Source organism: Caulobacter vibrioides OR37, assembly GCF_000372645.1.
Classification (GTDB): Bacteria; Pseudomonadota; Alphaproteobacteria; order Caulobacterales; family Caulobacteraceae; genus Caulobacter; species Caulobacter vibrioides_E.
Map to the genome: position 1 here is coordinate 33,999 of NZ_APMP01000019.1, position 15,383 is coordinate 49,381.

The window sequence follows — 15,383 nt, forward strand, 5'->3', positions numbered from 1 at the left end:
CGTTCCGCGTTCAGACCCTTCGGAGAAGGAGGACGCGATGACACGCAGGGACCCTTGGACCAGCCTGGCCTTCGACACATGGGCCCTGGGAATCGAGGCGTCGTCGGTGATCGGCTTGAGGATGCTCAAACTCGCCGCGGGCGGCGCCGAGGCCCAGTCCGAGGCTCAGCTGATGATCGGCGAGAAGGTGGCGGCGGGCATGGCCCTGCCCATGTTGGCGATGACCGGACAGTTGGGCGCGTCGCCCCCGGCAATCGCCAAGGGCGCTCTGAAGCATCTGCGGAGGAAGGTGCGAGCCAATCGCCGAAGGCTGACCCGGCTCTAGGATCTCCGCCCCCAGTTCAACCCCGGCCGCGATAAGGCTGGACGCCTTGGTCGGGGACCCAAAGCCCCTCCGGCGCCGGGCCGGTCTGCCAGAAGACGTCGATCGGGATGCCGCCGCGCGGATACCAGTAGCCGCCGATGCGCAACCAGCGGGGCTGGGCGACCTCGACAATCTTGCGTCCGACCTTGACCGTGCAATCCTCGTGGAACGAGCCGTGGTTGCGGAAGCTGGTCAGATAGAGCTTCAGCGACTTGCTCTCGATCAGCCAGTCGCCGGGGGCGTAGTCGATCACCAGGTGGGCGAAATCCGGCTGGCCGGTGACGGGGCACAGCGAGGTGAACTCCGGCGCGACGAAGCGGGCCAGATACAACACGTCATGCTGCGGATTGGGCACGCGCTCGAGAACGGCGGCTTCGGGGCTGGCGGGCGCGTCGACGACGCGGCCCAGCTGGGTGACGTTGAGATCGGTCATCGCCGCGATTTAGGCCCGACGAGCCCGAGAGACAAGCCGCGCGAGGCTCGCTACAACATCCCAAACAAATGTTTGGGAGAGCGACATGTCGGGACGGGACTTCGAAGGTTTCACGGTGGTGATCACCGGCGCGTCCACGGGCCTTGGCCGCGCGATCGCGGTCGAGGTGGCCCGGCGCGGCGCGGGTCTGGTGGTCGTCAACTACGCCCGTAGCGCCGAGGAGGCCCAGGAGACCGCGCGCCTGGTCCAGGCCGAAGGCTCCAAGGCGGTTCTCGTGCAAGGCGACGTCGCCAAGGACGAGGACTGCCAAAAGATCGTCGCGGCCGCCGCGCCCACCGGCCGCATCGACGCCCTGTTCAACAACGCCGGCATGACCAAGTTCGCGCCGAACCACGCCGACCTGGACGCGGTGAACGCCGAGGACTTCCTGAAGCTCTATTCAGTCAATGTGGTCGGCGCCTTCCAGATGGTCCGCGCGGCGCGCGCGCTGCTCGAGGCCGCGCCGTCCCCCGGCGCGGTGGTCAACACCGCCTCGATCGCCGGCGTGATGGGCAACGGCTCCTCGGTGCCCTACGCCGCCTCGAAGGGGGCGATGACCACCATGACCTTGTCGCTGGCTCGGGCCTTGGGACCGCGCATCCGGGTCAACGCCGTCAACCCCGGCTTCATCGACACGCCCTGGTTCAAGAACATGCCCGAGGACTCGATGGAGCGCTTGCGCGCCGGCGCGGCGGCCGCCACGCCGCTGAAGGTGGCCTCGACCGCCGAGGACATCGCCGGGGCCGCGGTGTTTCTCGCCTCGCCGGCCTCGCGCCACATCACGGGCGAGACCCTGCTGGTCGACGCTGGCCTGCACCTCGGCGGCGCCAGCCTGAGTATGCGCTAAACGCCACAGGACAAGCGGGTTTCGCGAAACCGCCACCTGTGGCCGCGTTGCGTACATATTGAAGCAAAATCGTCACACTTCGCCCAAACTTTGTGCGCCCGCTGCCCTAACCGCTGGCGCTTTTCCCCTCCGGATTGCAACTAAAGACGGGTCGACAGCTAATTGGCTGGGGACGCGACGCGTTTGCAGACGCGGTCTCGGGCGCTGGGCCAACCAGAGCCTCGACACAGAAAAGGGGATAGGACTATGAAACTGCTGAAGATCATGCTGGCCTCCGCGGCCGCCACGGTCGCTCTGAGCGGCGCGGCCATGGCCGACGAGCTGAAGCTGGCCTACAACATCGGCGTCACCAGCGATTACGTGTTCCGCGGTGTCAGCCAGACCCAGGAAGACCCGGCGGTCCAAGGCGGCGTCGACGCCACCTACGGCATGGGCTATGCGGGCGTCTGGGCCTCGAACGTCGACTTCGGCTCGAAGAACCCGTCGACGGAAGTCGACTTCTACGCCGGCGTGAAGCCGACCGTGGGCGACACCAGCCTGGACCTGGGCGTCATCTACTACAGCTACACCAAGGACAAGGGCCTGACGCCCGGCGCCTACAGCTACCTGGAACTGAAGGCCGCCGCTTCGCGCACCTTCGGTCCAGCCACCCTGGGCGCGGCCGTCTACTACTCGCCGGAATTCCCGGGCAAGACCGGCCACGCCACCTATGGCGAGCTGAACGCCTCGGTGCCGGTCGCCAAGAAGCTGACCCTGAGCGGCGCGATCGGCCGTCAGAACATCCAGAAGGCTTCGGACTACACGACCTGGAACGCGGGCCTCACCTACGCCATCAACGATAAGCTTTCGGCCGACGTCCGCTACTCGGACACCGACGAGCACTCTTTTGGCAAAATTTATGGCAGCCGCGTGGCGGTTAGCTTGAAGGCCGCTTTCTAAGCGCCAAGGCTTAGCAAGAAGACGAAGCCGCCCTGGCTCCCCCGGGGCGGCTTTTTCTATGCCAGATCGCCCCTCTATGTCCCGATAAGCTCGGCCGGCGCCTTGGGCGGCCGCATGACGAGCACCGCCAGGAAGATCACGGCCGTGACGCCGGCGAACAGCTGGAAGGTCGGCGCGAAGCTGCCCAGGCGGTCGCGCATGGCGCCGCCGATGAACGGTCCGGCCGCCGACACGGCCCCGACCAGGCAGGTCAGGGAGAACAGCTCCAGGTTCGACTGGCGCCCATAATAGTTCAGCAGCAGCACGGTCACGGCCAGCACGGTCAAGCCAAAGCCGACGCCGGTGCCGATCGCGTACAGCAGCATCACCGGCGGCGTCGCGGCCTTGGACAGCGCCAAGAGGCCCGCGACCAGCATCCCTTGCGCGAAGACCAGCAGCCAGCGCGGATCGACGCGGTCGCCCAAGGCGCCGCCGGCCAGACGCGCCAGGGTCTGCATCAACGATTCCAGGCTCAGCATCTTGGCGGCCAGGGCCCCGGCGGCCACCGCGCCGACGCCGGCGGCGACGCCCAGCTCGGTCAGGTGCGTCACCGACAGGCTGGCCACCGTCACGCCGACCAGCAGGTGGCTGAAATAGGCGGCGACCAGGATGTAGAACTGCGGCGTGCGCAGGGCTTCGGCCACGGTCCATTCATAGGGCGTGCGATAGACCCTGGCGTTGGCCGGCGCCGCGCGCGCTTCCTGCTCGACCTCCAGATCGACCTCGTGCGCGGCCTTGGCCAGCCAGGCCGAGCCGCCGACCATCAGGGCGCAAACCAGGCCGAAGACGACCGCCAGCACCGCCTGGGTCAGCCAATAGGCGCGCCAGTCGTTGTGGCTCATGCCCATCAGGGTCAGCACCATCCAGGGTCCGGCCGCGCCGCCAAGGGAGCCGAAGGTGAAATAGATCCCGAACGGCAAAGCCCGCTTGCGAAACAGCGAGGACAGCACGTGCGTGCCCGGGATCAGCGCCGCCATCTGGAAGCCAACCCCGCACGCGGCGGCGCCGACATAGTAGCTGGACAGACTCTGGGCGTTGGCCAGACCCACGAAACCGCCCGCCAGCACAGCCGCGCCGGCCAGCAGGGTCGCGCGAACGCCGATGCGGCGGATCAGGATGGCCGGCAGCCACGATGACGCGCCGGTGAAGACGCCCAGCACCGAAAAGCCCGCGAACGCCTTCTCGAAGCTCCAGTTCAACTCGCCGATCATCGCCGGCAGCACCACGCCCAGCGAGCCATAGGTCGAGGCGGTGATCAGAAAGAGCAGCAAGCTGAAGCCCGCCAGCAGCAACCAGGGGCGAAAGCGGTCTTGGGTCTCGGTCATTGAAATCCTTCTCCTCCCCCGCGCGGCGGGGGAGGTGGCGCGATGCGAATACGCATCGTGACGGAGGGAGCGTCGCGCGGCGGTCGCGCCCCCTCCACCGCTTCGCGGTCCCCCTCCCCCGTTGCGCGGGGGAGGATGAAGCCGGTCATGGCCCGCATCAGAACGTCCGCTTCAGGGTGGCCCGCCACTCGCGCCCCTTGCCCGGCAGGGCGCCGAGGTTGGCGTAGGTGTCGGCGTCGGGCGTGAAATAGACCTTGTCGAACAGATTATCGATGTTGATCGACACCGTGTAGGACCCGCGCGTCACATATGCCGACGCATTGACCAGGCTGTAGGCGGGATAATGCACGGCGTTCTGCACCGTGCCCGCCGTGCGGCTGGTGTGGCTGACGCCCAAGGTCGCGCCGGCCTGGCCCCAATCACGGGCCTTGCTGGTGTAGGTTCCGTACAGGCTGACCACGGACTTGGGGATCAGGGTGTAGAGGTAGTCACCGCTCCGCCCCGGCAGGCTGGCGAAGCTCCACACCACATAGGACCCGCCATAGGCCTGCTGGCCCGGTACGCCCGCCGTATAGGCCGGGATGTATTGGAACGACGTGTCCGGCCCCTTCACCTCGGTCCGTTGGCTATTGCCGGCGAAGGTGAACGACAGACGCTCGGAGGCCAGCCAGCGAACCTCGACCTCGACGCCCTTGGCGCGCGTGCCCTGGACCGTCGGCGGCGAGATCGCGCCGGTCACCTGGGTGCGGTTCTGGCGATAGGCGGCCAGCGAGCCGATCAGGGTCCCGCGCAACAGCTGGACCTTCACGCCGGCCTCGGTCAGGTCGGAGCTGGACAGCCAGGAACCGTCGGCGATCAGGTTTGGGGCGACGTCGCCCGCCTGGCTCATCTCCAGCGCGGCGGCCTTGGCATAGCTGACATAGGGCATCAGCCCGATCGGCAGCCTGTAGGTCGCGCTGGCGCTATAGGTCGCCTTGTCGCGATGGTCCTTTTTCAGGCCCGACGGGACATAGCTGAGAATGCCCGTGTCCTGGCTCTCGACGCTGTAACGATCCCAGCGGCCGCCCAGAACCAGGTTCAGCCGCCCGACGTCGATGTCGGAGGTGACGAACACCCCGGTCTGCTTCCAGCGCGAGCGGTTGTCGTTTTCCCACTGGAGACCGCCGGGATCGTTGTCGAAAGGGCTGTCGATGGTGTCGGTGGGCGTCGGACCGAAGCTGATGTCGCGACGGTCCAGGGCGATCAGGCCGCTGTTGAAGCTCTCGCGTCGCCGGCCTTCGAACCAGCGATGCGAGCCGCCGACCAGCGCCTTGGCGCGGACCCCGCCCAGATCGGTCGGGAAGGCGTAGGTCACGCGCGCCTCGCTGACCTTGGCGTCGGTCGTGGCCGGATAGCCGTAGCTGACGAAGCGGCGGTTCTGAAGGCGGTCGTGAAACAGCTGCAGCTTGATGGACCGATCCCCGCCCAGGTCCTTGGCCAGGTCGAAATAGAGGGTCTGGGTGTTGGTCCGCGAGAAGTCGGCCGGGCTGATATAGACGGTGCGGCGGTCCAGCTTGGTCGTGCCCACGCCCGTGTCCAGGGTGTGAATCGCGTCGGTCGTCGGGAAGCCGTAATAGGGCAGATAGAGCGCGCTGGCGTAGGGGTACTTGCCGATCTCTCCCGGCGACAGTCGGCCGTTGTGATCGGCGTCGATCAGGCTGGTGTCCCGGCCCGTGATGTAGACGCCGTGGTCGATCAGGTCCTGGGTCAGACGGTTCCAGCCAGGCGTCTGCACGTCGCCGTCCGAGTGGTAGACCATGCCGCCGACGGCCGTGCTCCAGCCACCGCCCAGGTCGAAGTCGGACGACAGCTCCAGCGTCTGGTGACGCGGATAGACGCCCTTGTAGTAGCTGTGGCTGTCCTCGGCCTCGCCATAGACAAAAATGCCGCCCCGCGCCTGGCCCAGGGTCACGGGCGCGCCGAACTGACCGGTGACGAGCTTCTTGTTGTAGTCGCCGACGGTGGCGCTCACCTCCCCTTCCGGCTCGGCCAGGAGGCGGCCCTCGTCGCGGGCGGACTTAGGGATGAAATTGACCAGCCCCCCGACCTTGCCAGCGCCATAGACCGGGGTCGGCGGGCCGCGCAGGATCTCGATGCGCGAGGCCCCGCCGATCGGAGTCGAATAGGTCCCGCGGTTCTCCACCCGCTTGAAGCCGCGGAAATAGTTCTCGGCCAGGGTGCCGCGAATATTCAGCGACCCGGGCACGCCGTAGAAGCTGGCGGTGTTGGTCCCTGGCGAGACCTTGGTGACGCCGTCCAGGGTCAGGACGCCGTATCGTTCCAGCGTCACGTCACTGACGAGGCTGGCCGAGCGGGGCGTCTCGATCAGCGGCTTGGCGATGCCGAACACGGTTTGGCTGGGCTGCCTTTCCAACAGGCCCGCCTTGTCCCGCGCCACGATCACCACGGCGTCGACCTGATCGGCGACCTGATCCTCGGCGCGCGCGGCCGTGGCGATCGAGAGGCTCAGCACACTGGCGGACAGCAGGGCGATCTTGGACGGCATGTCTTCGGCTTTCCCGCGCCGTCCGGACGGGGAAGCCGGGCGGTCGCGTCGCCGATATCTGGTGACGGCTTGATCTTCGTCAAAATGCCTTCTGACATTTTAGACCAGATTTTGAAGCCTCTGTGGCGGGAAAGCAGCACGTGACGCTACGTCCGGACGACGTCAGGTTTAGGTAGGCGCGGAAGAGCGGCGCCGCGAAGGCTTCAAGCGGCCCCGACGTGCGGCCGGGTCTGGGCCTCAGGCTGGACGTTCAGGATCTTGAGCATCGCGGCGCGAGAGGCCGCCGCGTCGCCGCCGGCGATGACCCGGGCGACCTGCCGGTGCTCCTCGATCTCGTCCAGCAGCTCCTGCTCGGTGGCGCCGTTGAACGAGAACACCCAGAAGCGAGCGGCCTTGTGCTGCAGGGGGATCAGGATGCGGGCCAGGGCGAGATTGCCCGAGGCCCGCGCCACCAGGGCATGAAAGCGCAGATCCATGGCCACCAGGGCCGGCAGATCGCAGGTCCGCGCGGCCGCCTCCCCCTCGGCGAACACGTCGTACATGGCCTGGGCCTCGGCCTTGGAGGCGTTCCGCGCCGCCAGGCACGCGCAGTGCGGCTCGATCAGCACGCGGGCTTCGTAACCCTGGCGCAGCTCCACCAGATCCAGCGGCGCGACCATCGTGCCCGAGCGGGCGCGGCGGATCACAAGGCCTTCCAGCGCCAGGCGCCCCAGGGCGTCGCGCACACCCGCCAAGCCCATGTCGTAGCGCGCGGCCAAGGACTGCTCGTCCAGGCGCGCCCCGGCGGGCAGCTCGCCCAGGATCAGGTCCAGCAGGATGCGCTCATAGACCTTGGTCTTCTGCAGCTCCGGCGCCCAATCCTCCAGCCCCGAGGAATTGGCGACGTCCAGCACCAGCGTGCGCGCGGAATTCAACGAGGGCGAGACCATGAGCGATCCATCAGCGACCATCGCTGATAGGTAATGTGAAATTTCAGACATGACTAGGCGGATCCCGCCCCTAAGGGGCGGAACTCAAAACCTAGAACGCCGGGATCACCGCCCCGCCGTATGTCTTCTCGATGAAGGCCTTCACCTCCGGCGAGGTCAGGGCCGCGGCCAGTTTCTTGACGCGCGGATCGTCCTTGTTGTCCGGACGTCCCACCAGATAGTTCACATACGGGCTGGTCTTGTCCTCGATGATCAGGGCGTCCTTGCCGGGGTTCAGCTTGGCGTCGAGGGCGTAGTTGGTGTTGATCACCGCCAAGTCCACCTGATCCAGCACGCGCGGCAAGGCCGGCGCCTCCAGTTCCTTGAACTTCAGGTTCCTCGGATTGCCGGTGATGTCCTTCAGGCTGGAGAGCGCGTTCTTAGGGTCGCGGAGGGTGAGGACGCCGTTCTTGGCCAGCAGGATCAGCGCCCGCCCCTCGGTGCTGGCGTCGTTGGGGATCGCCACCGTCGCGCCGTTCGGGACCTCGCCGATCGTCGTCCACCGACGCGAATAGGCGCCGATCGGCTCGACGTGCACGCCCTGGATCGCGACCAGGTTCGTTCCCTTGTCGTGGTTGAAGCTCTGGAGATAGGGCAGAGTCTCGAAATAGCTGACGTCGATGCGCTTTTCCGCGACCTGGGTGTTGGGCTGGACGTAGTCGTTGAAGACCTTGACCTCGATCTTCAGGCCCTCGGCGGCCAGCTTCGGCTTGATGAACTCAAGCACCTGCGCGTGCGGGATCGCCGTCGCCGCCACCGTCAGGGTGTCCGGCGCGCTGGCCTTCGGCGTCCGGGGACCGCAGGCGGCGAGCGACATCGCGGCGAGGCCGAGAACGAGGAAAGCACGACGAGCGGCCATGAAAGGCTCCGATAAGGCGATCTGACGGGTAGGCTTTTGCCCTGATACGCGGCGAGCCGGAAATCAGATTTCCTGGCGGCCTCGTCAGTCGAGACCACGCCCTTCTAGGAGCACGGGCCGAGGGCGAAGGGAGATGCCCCTAAACGTCGTCGTTCGCCGCCTCCGGGACGTCGGGCGGACCGTGGATGATCCAGCTGACGACGAAGTCGGGCTTGTCGCCGGCCAGGCTGGTCACGCCTTCCGCCGCCGGCTGGATAGCCGAGGTCTGGGGCGGCAGAGTGTAGGTGTCGCCGTCATGCTCGCCCATCAGGTCCAGAACGACGCCCTCGTCCTCGGTGGCGTCGATGACCACGCCGAAGAACTGCTGGCGCTCGACCACCTCGCCGTCGTCGTCGAGGAAGGTCAGGTTCATCAGCAGCGTCTTGCCCAGCAGCGCCTCGGCGAAGACGGGATCCCAGTGGAGATCGATGGGTTCGTCGGTCATTTGTGGGACACCTTTCGCACCACCGCGTCGCCAATCATCTGCAGCGCCTGGACCAGCACCAGCATCAGCACGACGGTGACGACCATCACGTCGGTCTGGAAACGCTGATAGCCGAAACGGATAGCCAGGTCGCCCAGCCCCCCCGCCCCGACCACGCCGGCCATGGCCGTGTAGGAGACCAGGGCCACCGCCGTCACCGTGCCGGCGGCGACCAGCCCCGGCAGCGCCTCGGGCAGCAGCGCGTTCAGCACGACCTGGCGACGCTTGGCGCCCATGGCGAAGCTGGCCTCGATCACGCCCTTGTCGACCTCGCGCAGGGCCGTCTCGACAAGGCGGGCGAAGAACGGCGCCGCGCCGACGACCAGAGGCGGAATGGCGCCGGCCACGCCCAGCGAGGTGCCGACCAGCGCCACGGTCAGCGGGATCATCACGATCAGCAGGATCACGAACGGCACCGAGCGCAGCACATTGACCAGCAACGACAGCGCGCCATTGGCCAGCCGGTTCTCCAGCATCTGTCCTCGGCCGGTCAGGAACAGGATGACGCCCAGCGGCAGGCCCAGGACGATGGTCAGGACCAGCGAACCGCCCAGCATGGCCAGGGTGTCCAGCGTGGCCTGGCCGATCTCGCTCCAGTCGATGTGTTCCATCACGCGCCCTCCCCGCTCGACAGGTCGTCGACGCGCACGCCGGCCGCCTGGAACCGCGCGATCGCCGCGCCAACGTCGCCGCCGGTCAGGGCCAGGGTCAGCTGGCCATAGGGCGTCTCGCGAAGCCGGTGGATTCGGCCGCCCAGGATCGAATAGTCGACGCCGGTGGCGCGGGCGACCTCGCCCAGCACCGGCTTGTAGGTCGCCTCGCCCTTGAAGGTCAGGCGCACCAGGCGACCGCCAACGCCCGGCGCCGCGGCGGCCTCGCCATCGGCTTCGCGCACAAAGCGCGCGGCGGTGTCGCTGGCCGGATGCAGGAAGACCCGCTCGACCGGCCCGGTCTCGACGACGCGCCCGGCCTCCAGCACCGCGACGCGGTCGCAGACGCGGCGGACCACGTCCATCTCGTGGGTGATCAGCACGATGGTCAGGCCCAGTTCGCGGTTCAGGCCCGAGATCAGGTCCAGGATCTGCTCGGTCGTCTCGGGATCGAGCGCGCTGGTGGCCTCGTCGCACAGCAGGACCTTGGGATGGGTGGCCAGGGCGCGGGCGATGCCGACGCGCTGCTTCTGACCGCCCGACAGCTGGGCCGGATACTTGTCGGCGTGAGCCGTGAGCCCGACCCGATCCAGCAGCTCGGCCGTGCGGGCCTTGACCTCGGCGGCGGGACGACCGGCCAGCTTCAGCGGGAAGGCGACATTCTGGGCCACCGTCTTGCCCGACAACAGGTTGAAGTGCTGGAAGATCATGCCGACCCGTCGGCGCAGGGCGCGCAGCCCTTCGACGCCCAGGGCCGCCACGTCGTCGCCGTCGACGATGACCTTGCCGCCGGTCGGCGTCTCCAGGCCGTTGATCAGGCGGATCAGGGTCGACTTGCCCGCCCCCGACGCGCCGATGACTCCGAACACCTCGCCGGCGGCGACGGAGAGAGAGACGTCGCTGAGCGCGGCGTGACCGCCGGCGGCGTAGGTTTTCGAGGCGTCCTGGAAGGTGATCACGCGGCCAAGTCCAACAGGGTTTCGAGCGACCCAAGGCCGCGAGCCGCCCGATTTAGGCGCTTGGTCGACAAAGGTGAAGGGAAACCGCCTCGGTCACTCCACGCGGCGCGGGTCGGCCGCGATCACCTGCCCGATTCCCTCCAGCAGCGCCGCCATGGTGACCGGCTTGGCGACGTGCAGATCCGCGCCGGCCGTCAGGGCGTCCTGCCGATGTCCGGCCATGGCGTTGGCGCTGAGCATGATGATCGGCGTGCGTCGCCCGCCCGCCTCCTGGGCCCGGATCGCGCGGGTGGCCGCCAAGCCGTCCATGACCGGCATCTGCATGTCCATCAGCACCACATCGTAGCGGCGCGCGGACACGGCCTCGACCGCCTGCGCGCCGTTCTCCACCACGGTGACGGCGGCGCCGTAGGGCTCGAGCATCAGCTGAACCACGCGCTGATTGATCGGATGATCCTCGGCCAGCAGCACGCGCAAACCCTCGGCCTGAACGCCGGGTTCGGTCGGGTCGTCCTCGCCCCCGACCACCTCGGCGCGATGCAGCGGCAAGACCACGCGGAACAGACTGCCCAACCCCGGCTTGGACCGCGCCGTGATCTCGCCGCCCATCATCTCGACCAAGGTCTTGCTGATCGACAGCCCAAGACCAGATCCGCCGAACCTCCGCGTGATCGTGCTGTCGGCCTGGCTGAAGCGCTGGAAGATCATCTCGGCCTTCGCCGCGTCGAAGCCGACCCCGGTGTCCTCGACCTCGACGCACAGACGGGAGGCCTGGCCGGCGCCCTGGTCGGCGACGTCGATACGGACGGCGACCTCGCCGCGATCGGTGAATTTCACGGCGTTCGACAACAGATTGCTCACGACCTGACCGATCCTCACGCTGTCGCCAACGAAGCCGCCGCTGGCGGCCGCCCCACGTTCGACGCGAACACCGACCCCTTTCTCCTTGGCGCGCAGGCGCGTGACGTCCAGCAAGCCGTTCAGCACGGCGTCGAGGTCGAAGACCCGCGGCTGGAGGGTCATCTGACCGGCCTCGATCTTCGAGACGTCCAGGATGTCGGAGACCAGCCGCTCCAGGGTCTCGCCGGAGCGCTGGATCAGCGCGACCATCTCGGCCTGCCGCGGGGTGAGCGCTGTCTCGCCGAGCGCCGCGGCGATGCCGATGACGCCGTTGAGCGGCGTGCGGATCTCGTGGCTCATATTGGCCAGGAAGTCGTTCTTGGCCTTGTTGGCGGCCTCCGCGGCGTCTCGGGCCTCCGCCATCTCGGCCTCGATCCGGCGACGCTCGGTGACGTCGCGGGCCACGCCGAACACGAGGTCGCCCCTTCGCCGCGCGCGCCATTCCAGCTGGCAGTAGGACCCATCCGCGCGGCGATAGCGGTTAACTAGGCCGTTGACGTCGCCTTCGCTCTCGGCGCGGTCCATGTTGGCGCGCGTGGCCTCAATGTCGTCCGGATGCAGCAGCGAGAGCAAGGGCGCCCCTTGCAGGGTCTCGACCGGATGGCCCAACAGGGTCTCCCAGGCGCGATTGACCTGGACGAAGCGTCCGTCCAGGTCGCGAATGCACATCAGGTCCGCCGAAACGTCGAAGAAGCTCGAGAGATTCTGCGCTGTCTCCATGGCCTGCTGGGCCGAAAGGCGCGCGCGCGCCTCGCTGGCCGCCAGCTCTTCCTCGGCGCGGCGCCGGTCGATGGCGATCGCCGCCAGCTGCGCGGCCGCCTCGATGAAGGCGATGTCCTCCTTATTCGGTTTGCTGATCTGGCGATGGTAGATCGCGAAGGTGCCGACCACGGCGCCGTCCAACGCCCGGATCGGCTCGGACCAGCACGCCGCCAGGCCCGCCTCCGCCGCTAGCTCCCGGAAGTCGGTCCAGAGCGGATTGGACTGGATGTCGTCGACGGTCACCCGCCGCCCCAGATAGGCCGCCGTGCCGCAGGAACCGACAGACGGGCCGATCTCCAAGCCTTCGATGGCCTTGTTGTAAAAGTCCGGCAGGCTGGGCGCGGCCCCCAGCGTCAGCCTGCGGCGTTCGGCGTCGAGAAGAAGCACGCTGCAGAGGATCTCGGGGTCCTCGGCTTCGACCGCCTGGACGATGGCCTTCAGAGCCAGTCCCAGCGGCTTGCCCCCGGCGATCAGATTCATCGTCCGCCGAAAGGCCCGATGGGCGGTTGTGCGACTCATACTTGTGTCTCCCGGTCGCCGACCTTGCCATCAGCGGCGAAGGCGGGCGATCCGGCCGAACAACACCAAGCCGACGAAACCGCGCGGCATATTGGCGCGGCGATGACCCCGGGGCGCGCTCGCTTCCCGGGGTCCCTCCACGCAGGGCGCCTTACTTGGCGTCGCGTTTCGGCGCGTTCTTCACGTACTTGTCCATCCACTGGGTCATTTCCCACAGCGTATGCTTGGTCGATTCCAGCGCCCGATAGCCGTGCGGCTCGTTGGGCAGAGTCACATAGCGGACCGTCGCGCCGGCGCCTTTCAGGGCGGCGTAGAAGCGCTCGCTCTGGATGGGGAAGGTGCCCTGGTTATCGTCCGCCTCGCCATGGATCAGCAGGATCGGGTCCTTGATGTTCGGGGCGTAGGTGAACGGGCTCATCTTCGTGTAGGTGTCGGTCGCTTCCCAGTAGGTGCGCTGCTCGGCCTGGAAGCCGAAGGGCGTCAGGGTGCGGTTATAGGCACCCGAGCGGGCGATGCCGGCGCGGAAGAGCCGCGTATGGGCCAGGAGGTTGGCGGTCATGAACGCGCCGTAGCTGTGGCCGCCGACCGCGATCCGGTCGCGGTCGGCCACGCCCAGCGCCACCACCGCGTCGACCGCCGCCTGGGCGTCGGCGACCAGCTGCTCGACATAGGTGTCGTTCGGCTCGGCGCCATTCCGCCCGATGATCGGGAACGCCGGATTGTCCAGCACCGCGTAGCCCTGGGTCAGCAGGAAAAGATGGCTGATGCCCGCCGGTCGGGTGAAACGGTTGCCCTCGTCCACCGTCTGGCCGGCGACGGCGGCGTCGGTGAACTCGGCGGGATACGCCCACATCAACAGCGGCAGCGGGCCGTCCTTGGCCTTGTCGTAGCCGGCCGGAAGATAGAGCACGCCCGATAGCTTCACGCCGTCGGCGCGCTGATAGGTGATGGTCTGCTTGGTCACGCCCGCGAACTGCGGCGCGCGGTCCGGGAAGGCGGTCAGCGCGCGAGCCTTGGCGCCGGCGGCCAGGGCGTGGACGTAGTAGTTGGGCGGATCCTTGGCGCTCTCGCGGCGCGTGATCACGCTCTTGCCGGCCTCGTCGGCCAGGGCGATGGGCTGCTCGTAATAGGCGGCGCCCGATTGCCAGAGCCTGCTCACCTTGCCATCGGCCAGAGCCATGCGGCCGATGAACGGGAACTCGCCCTTGGCCGAGGCGCCGTCGCCGTACACGAAGACCGCCTTGCCGTCGGGGGTGAAGTGAAGGAGGGCCTGGCCCCGCGCGTCGCGACGGACCAGGGCCTCGCCCGGATCATTGTAGCGATCCTGATAGTTGCGCTCGAGCAGCAGGCGGCCGGTTCCGGGCTTGGCGGGATCGATGGCGATGCGCTTTTCCATGCGCGTCTGCCACCAGCGACTCTGCACCAGGGCGAAGTCCGGACGGCCCCAGGTGACGCCGCGATAGCGTTGGTCCAGGTCGATCAACTTGGTCGGGCCGGCCGAGAACGGCGCGGCCAGGGTGTAGACGCTGTCATGGATGGCGACCTTCTTGCGCGGCTCGCCGCCGTCCTGGGCCTCGGCCCAGACCAGGGTCGCCGGGGCGTCGCCGCGCCAGTTGACGGACCTCGGGCCGGTCGGGACCGCATCGAAGGCCGCGGGCAGGTTGTCGCCCAGGGGACGGTCGGCCACCATTTTCACTGGCGCGCCGTCGAGGGTCGTGACCACGATCTCGGTCGGGAACAGATTGGCCGGCACAAGATAGCTGTAGGGCCGCTTGAGCCGGTTGATCAGCAGGTATTGGCCGTCGGGCGAGATCGACACGCCCGAGATGATCCCAGGCTTGCCGACGGCGCTGGTCTTGCCGTCCAGCGACACCCGCGTCAGCTGCGAGGTGAAGTAGTAGTCGAATAAGGCCTCGTCATGGGCGTTGGCGAGCAGATCCTGATAGGTGCGGATCGCCGCGGCGCGGCCCTTGGACTCCTGGATCGTGGGTCCGGTCGGCGTCGCGGCGGCGGCCGGCGGGGCGCCGCGCCCGTCGACGATGGTCTGGACCATCAGGCCCGACCCGTCCGGCAGCCAGTCGAAGCCGGCGCCGAAGGTGGCGTTGACCACGGGGTCGGTGACCTTGCGGGCCGTGGCGGTCTTCACATCGGCGACCCACAGCTCCAGGCCCGTCTTGGCGTCCATGACGAAGGCCAGCTTGCCGCCGTCCGGCGACCAGCTGGGTCCGAAGAAGCGCGCGCCGGCCGGCAGGCTCACGGGGCGCGACTTGCCGGTGGCGACGTCCTCGAACGACAGAGCGTTCAGCCAGTTGGCGCGCGCCTCGATCGGCCCGTTGTTGCGCGGATTGATACGGTAGCCCGCCAGCCGCAGGATCGGCTCGGAGACCGCGGCGATCGAGGGCAGGTTCTCGCGGCCGAGCTGAGCCAGCACCTTGCGGTCGGGGCTTAGCGTGACGCCGGGCGTCGGGGCCGAGTCGAGGATCTGGGCGATCGGGGCTGGCGGCGTCTGATAGCCGTCGGCGGCGAACGCCAAGCTGGTCGAAAAGGCGGCGAGGGCCACCGAAGTCGCCAGCGCCAGCGCGCGACGACGGCAGGAAGACTGGAACATGATACGCGAACCCCTTGCTTGCCCCACGCCGCCCTCTCGCCGGCGACGCTCAATCATGGCGAAATTAAGCCCATCCCGTCCGCCAAGGAAACCGGAACGGTAGC

General features: G+C 67.9%; 12 protein-coding genes and 2 pseudogenes. 3 read left to right on the forward strand and 11 right to left on the reverse strand.

Annotated features, from left to right (window positions below):
- Positions 1-37: 37 nt before the first annotated feature.
- Positions 38-325, forward strand: coding sequence for a hypothetical protein (locus OR37_RS13985; protein ID WP_004621136.1), 288 nt, complete (start codon positions 38-40; stop codon positions 323-325).
- A 16-nt stretch (positions 326-341) separates the two neighbouring features.
- Here the strand turns inward: OR37_RS13985 and queF are convergent, their stop codons facing one another.
- Positions 342-797, reverse strand: a complete 456-nt coding sequence (queF, locus tag OR37_RS13990; protein WP_004621137.1) for a preQ(1) synthase — start codon at positions 795-797, stop codon at positions 342-344.
- Positions 798-865: 68 nt separating this feature from the next.
- Here queF and OR37_RS13995 point away from each other — a divergent pair.
- Positions 866-1,683, forward strand: a pseudogene (locus tag OR37_RS13995) (SDR family NAD(P)-dependent oxidoreductase).
- Between the two features lie 246 nt (positions 1,684-1,929).
- Positions 1,930-2,622, forward strand: a complete 693-nt coding sequence (locus OR37_RS14000; protein ID WP_004621139.1) for a TorF family putative porin — start codon at positions 1,930-1,932, stop codon at positions 2,620-2,622.
- Between the two features lie 74 nt (positions 2,623-2,696).
- Here OR37_RS14000 and OR37_RS14005 read toward each other — a convergent pair whose 3' ends face one another.
- From OR37_RS14005 to OR37_RS14045, 10 genes and pseudogenes are all read right to left on the reverse strand, one after another.
- Positions 2,697-3,986, reverse strand: coding sequence for an MFS transporter (locus OR37_RS14005; protein ID WP_004621140.1), 1,290 nt, complete (start codon positions 3,984-3,986; stop codon positions 2,697-2,699).
- A 10-nt stretch (positions 3,987-3,996) separates the two neighbouring features.
- Positions 3,997-4,135 (reverse strand): annotated as a pseudogene (locus OR37_RS21485) (hypothetical protein); the annotation flags it as partial.
- An 8-nt stretch (positions 4,136-4,143) separates the two neighbouring features.
- On the reverse strand, positions 4,144-6,531 hold the full coding sequence (locus OR37_RS14010; RefSeq protein WP_004621143.1) for a TonB-dependent siderophore receptor: 2,388 nt from the start codon (positions 6,529-6,531) through the stop codon (positions 4,144-4,146).
- A 203-nt stretch (positions 6,532-6,734) separates the two neighbouring features.
- Positions 6,735-7,460: a GntR family transcriptional regulator gene (locus OR37_RS14015; RefSeq protein ID WP_004621145.1), complete on the reverse strand. Its 726-nt coding sequence runs from the start codon at positions 7,458-7,460 to the stop codon at positions 6,735-6,737.
- A 91-nt stretch (positions 7,461-7,551) separates the two neighbouring features.
- Positions 7,552-8,358, reverse strand: a complete 807-nt coding sequence (locus tag OR37_RS14020; protein WP_004621146.1) for a MetQ/NlpA family ABC transporter substrate-binding protein — start codon at positions 8,356-8,358, stop codon at positions 7,552-7,554.
- 139 nt (positions 8,359-8,497) lie between these two features.
- Positions 8,498-8,842, reverse strand: a complete 345-nt coding sequence (locus tag OR37_RS14025; protein WP_004621148.1) for a hypothetical protein — start codon at positions 8,840-8,842, stop codon at positions 8,498-8,500.
- Positions 8,839-9,492 (reverse strand): methionine ABC transporter permease, encoded by a 654-nt coding sequence (locus OR37_RS14030; protein ID WP_004621150.1) that lies wholly within the window; start codon positions 9,490-9,492, stop codon positions 8,839-8,841. Before OR37_RS14030 ends, OR37_RS14025 begins: the two co-directional genes overlap by 4 nt.
- Entirely contained in the window at positions 9,492-10,490 is a 999-nt protein-coding gene (locus tag OR37_RS14035) for a methionine ABC transporter ATP-binding protein (RefSeq protein ID WP_004621152.1), read from the reverse strand. The genes OR37_RS14030 and OR37_RS14035 overlap by 1 nt, the downstream gene beginning before the upstream one ends.
- Before the next feature lie 93 nt (positions 10,491-10,583).
- A complete protein-coding gene (locus OR37_RS14040; RefSeq protein ID WP_004621154.1) occupies positions 10,584-12,671 on the reverse strand; it encodes an ATP-binding protein in 2,088 nt (695 codons plus the stop codon).
- A 151-nt stretch (positions 12,672-12,822) separates the two neighbouring features.
- Positions 12,823-15,279 (reverse strand): S9 family peptidase, encoded by a 2,457-nt coding sequence (locus tag OR37_RS14045; protein ID WP_004621156.1) that lies wholly within the window; start codon positions 15,277-15,279, stop codon positions 12,823-12,825.
- Positions 15,280-15,383 lie beyond the last annotated feature (104 nt).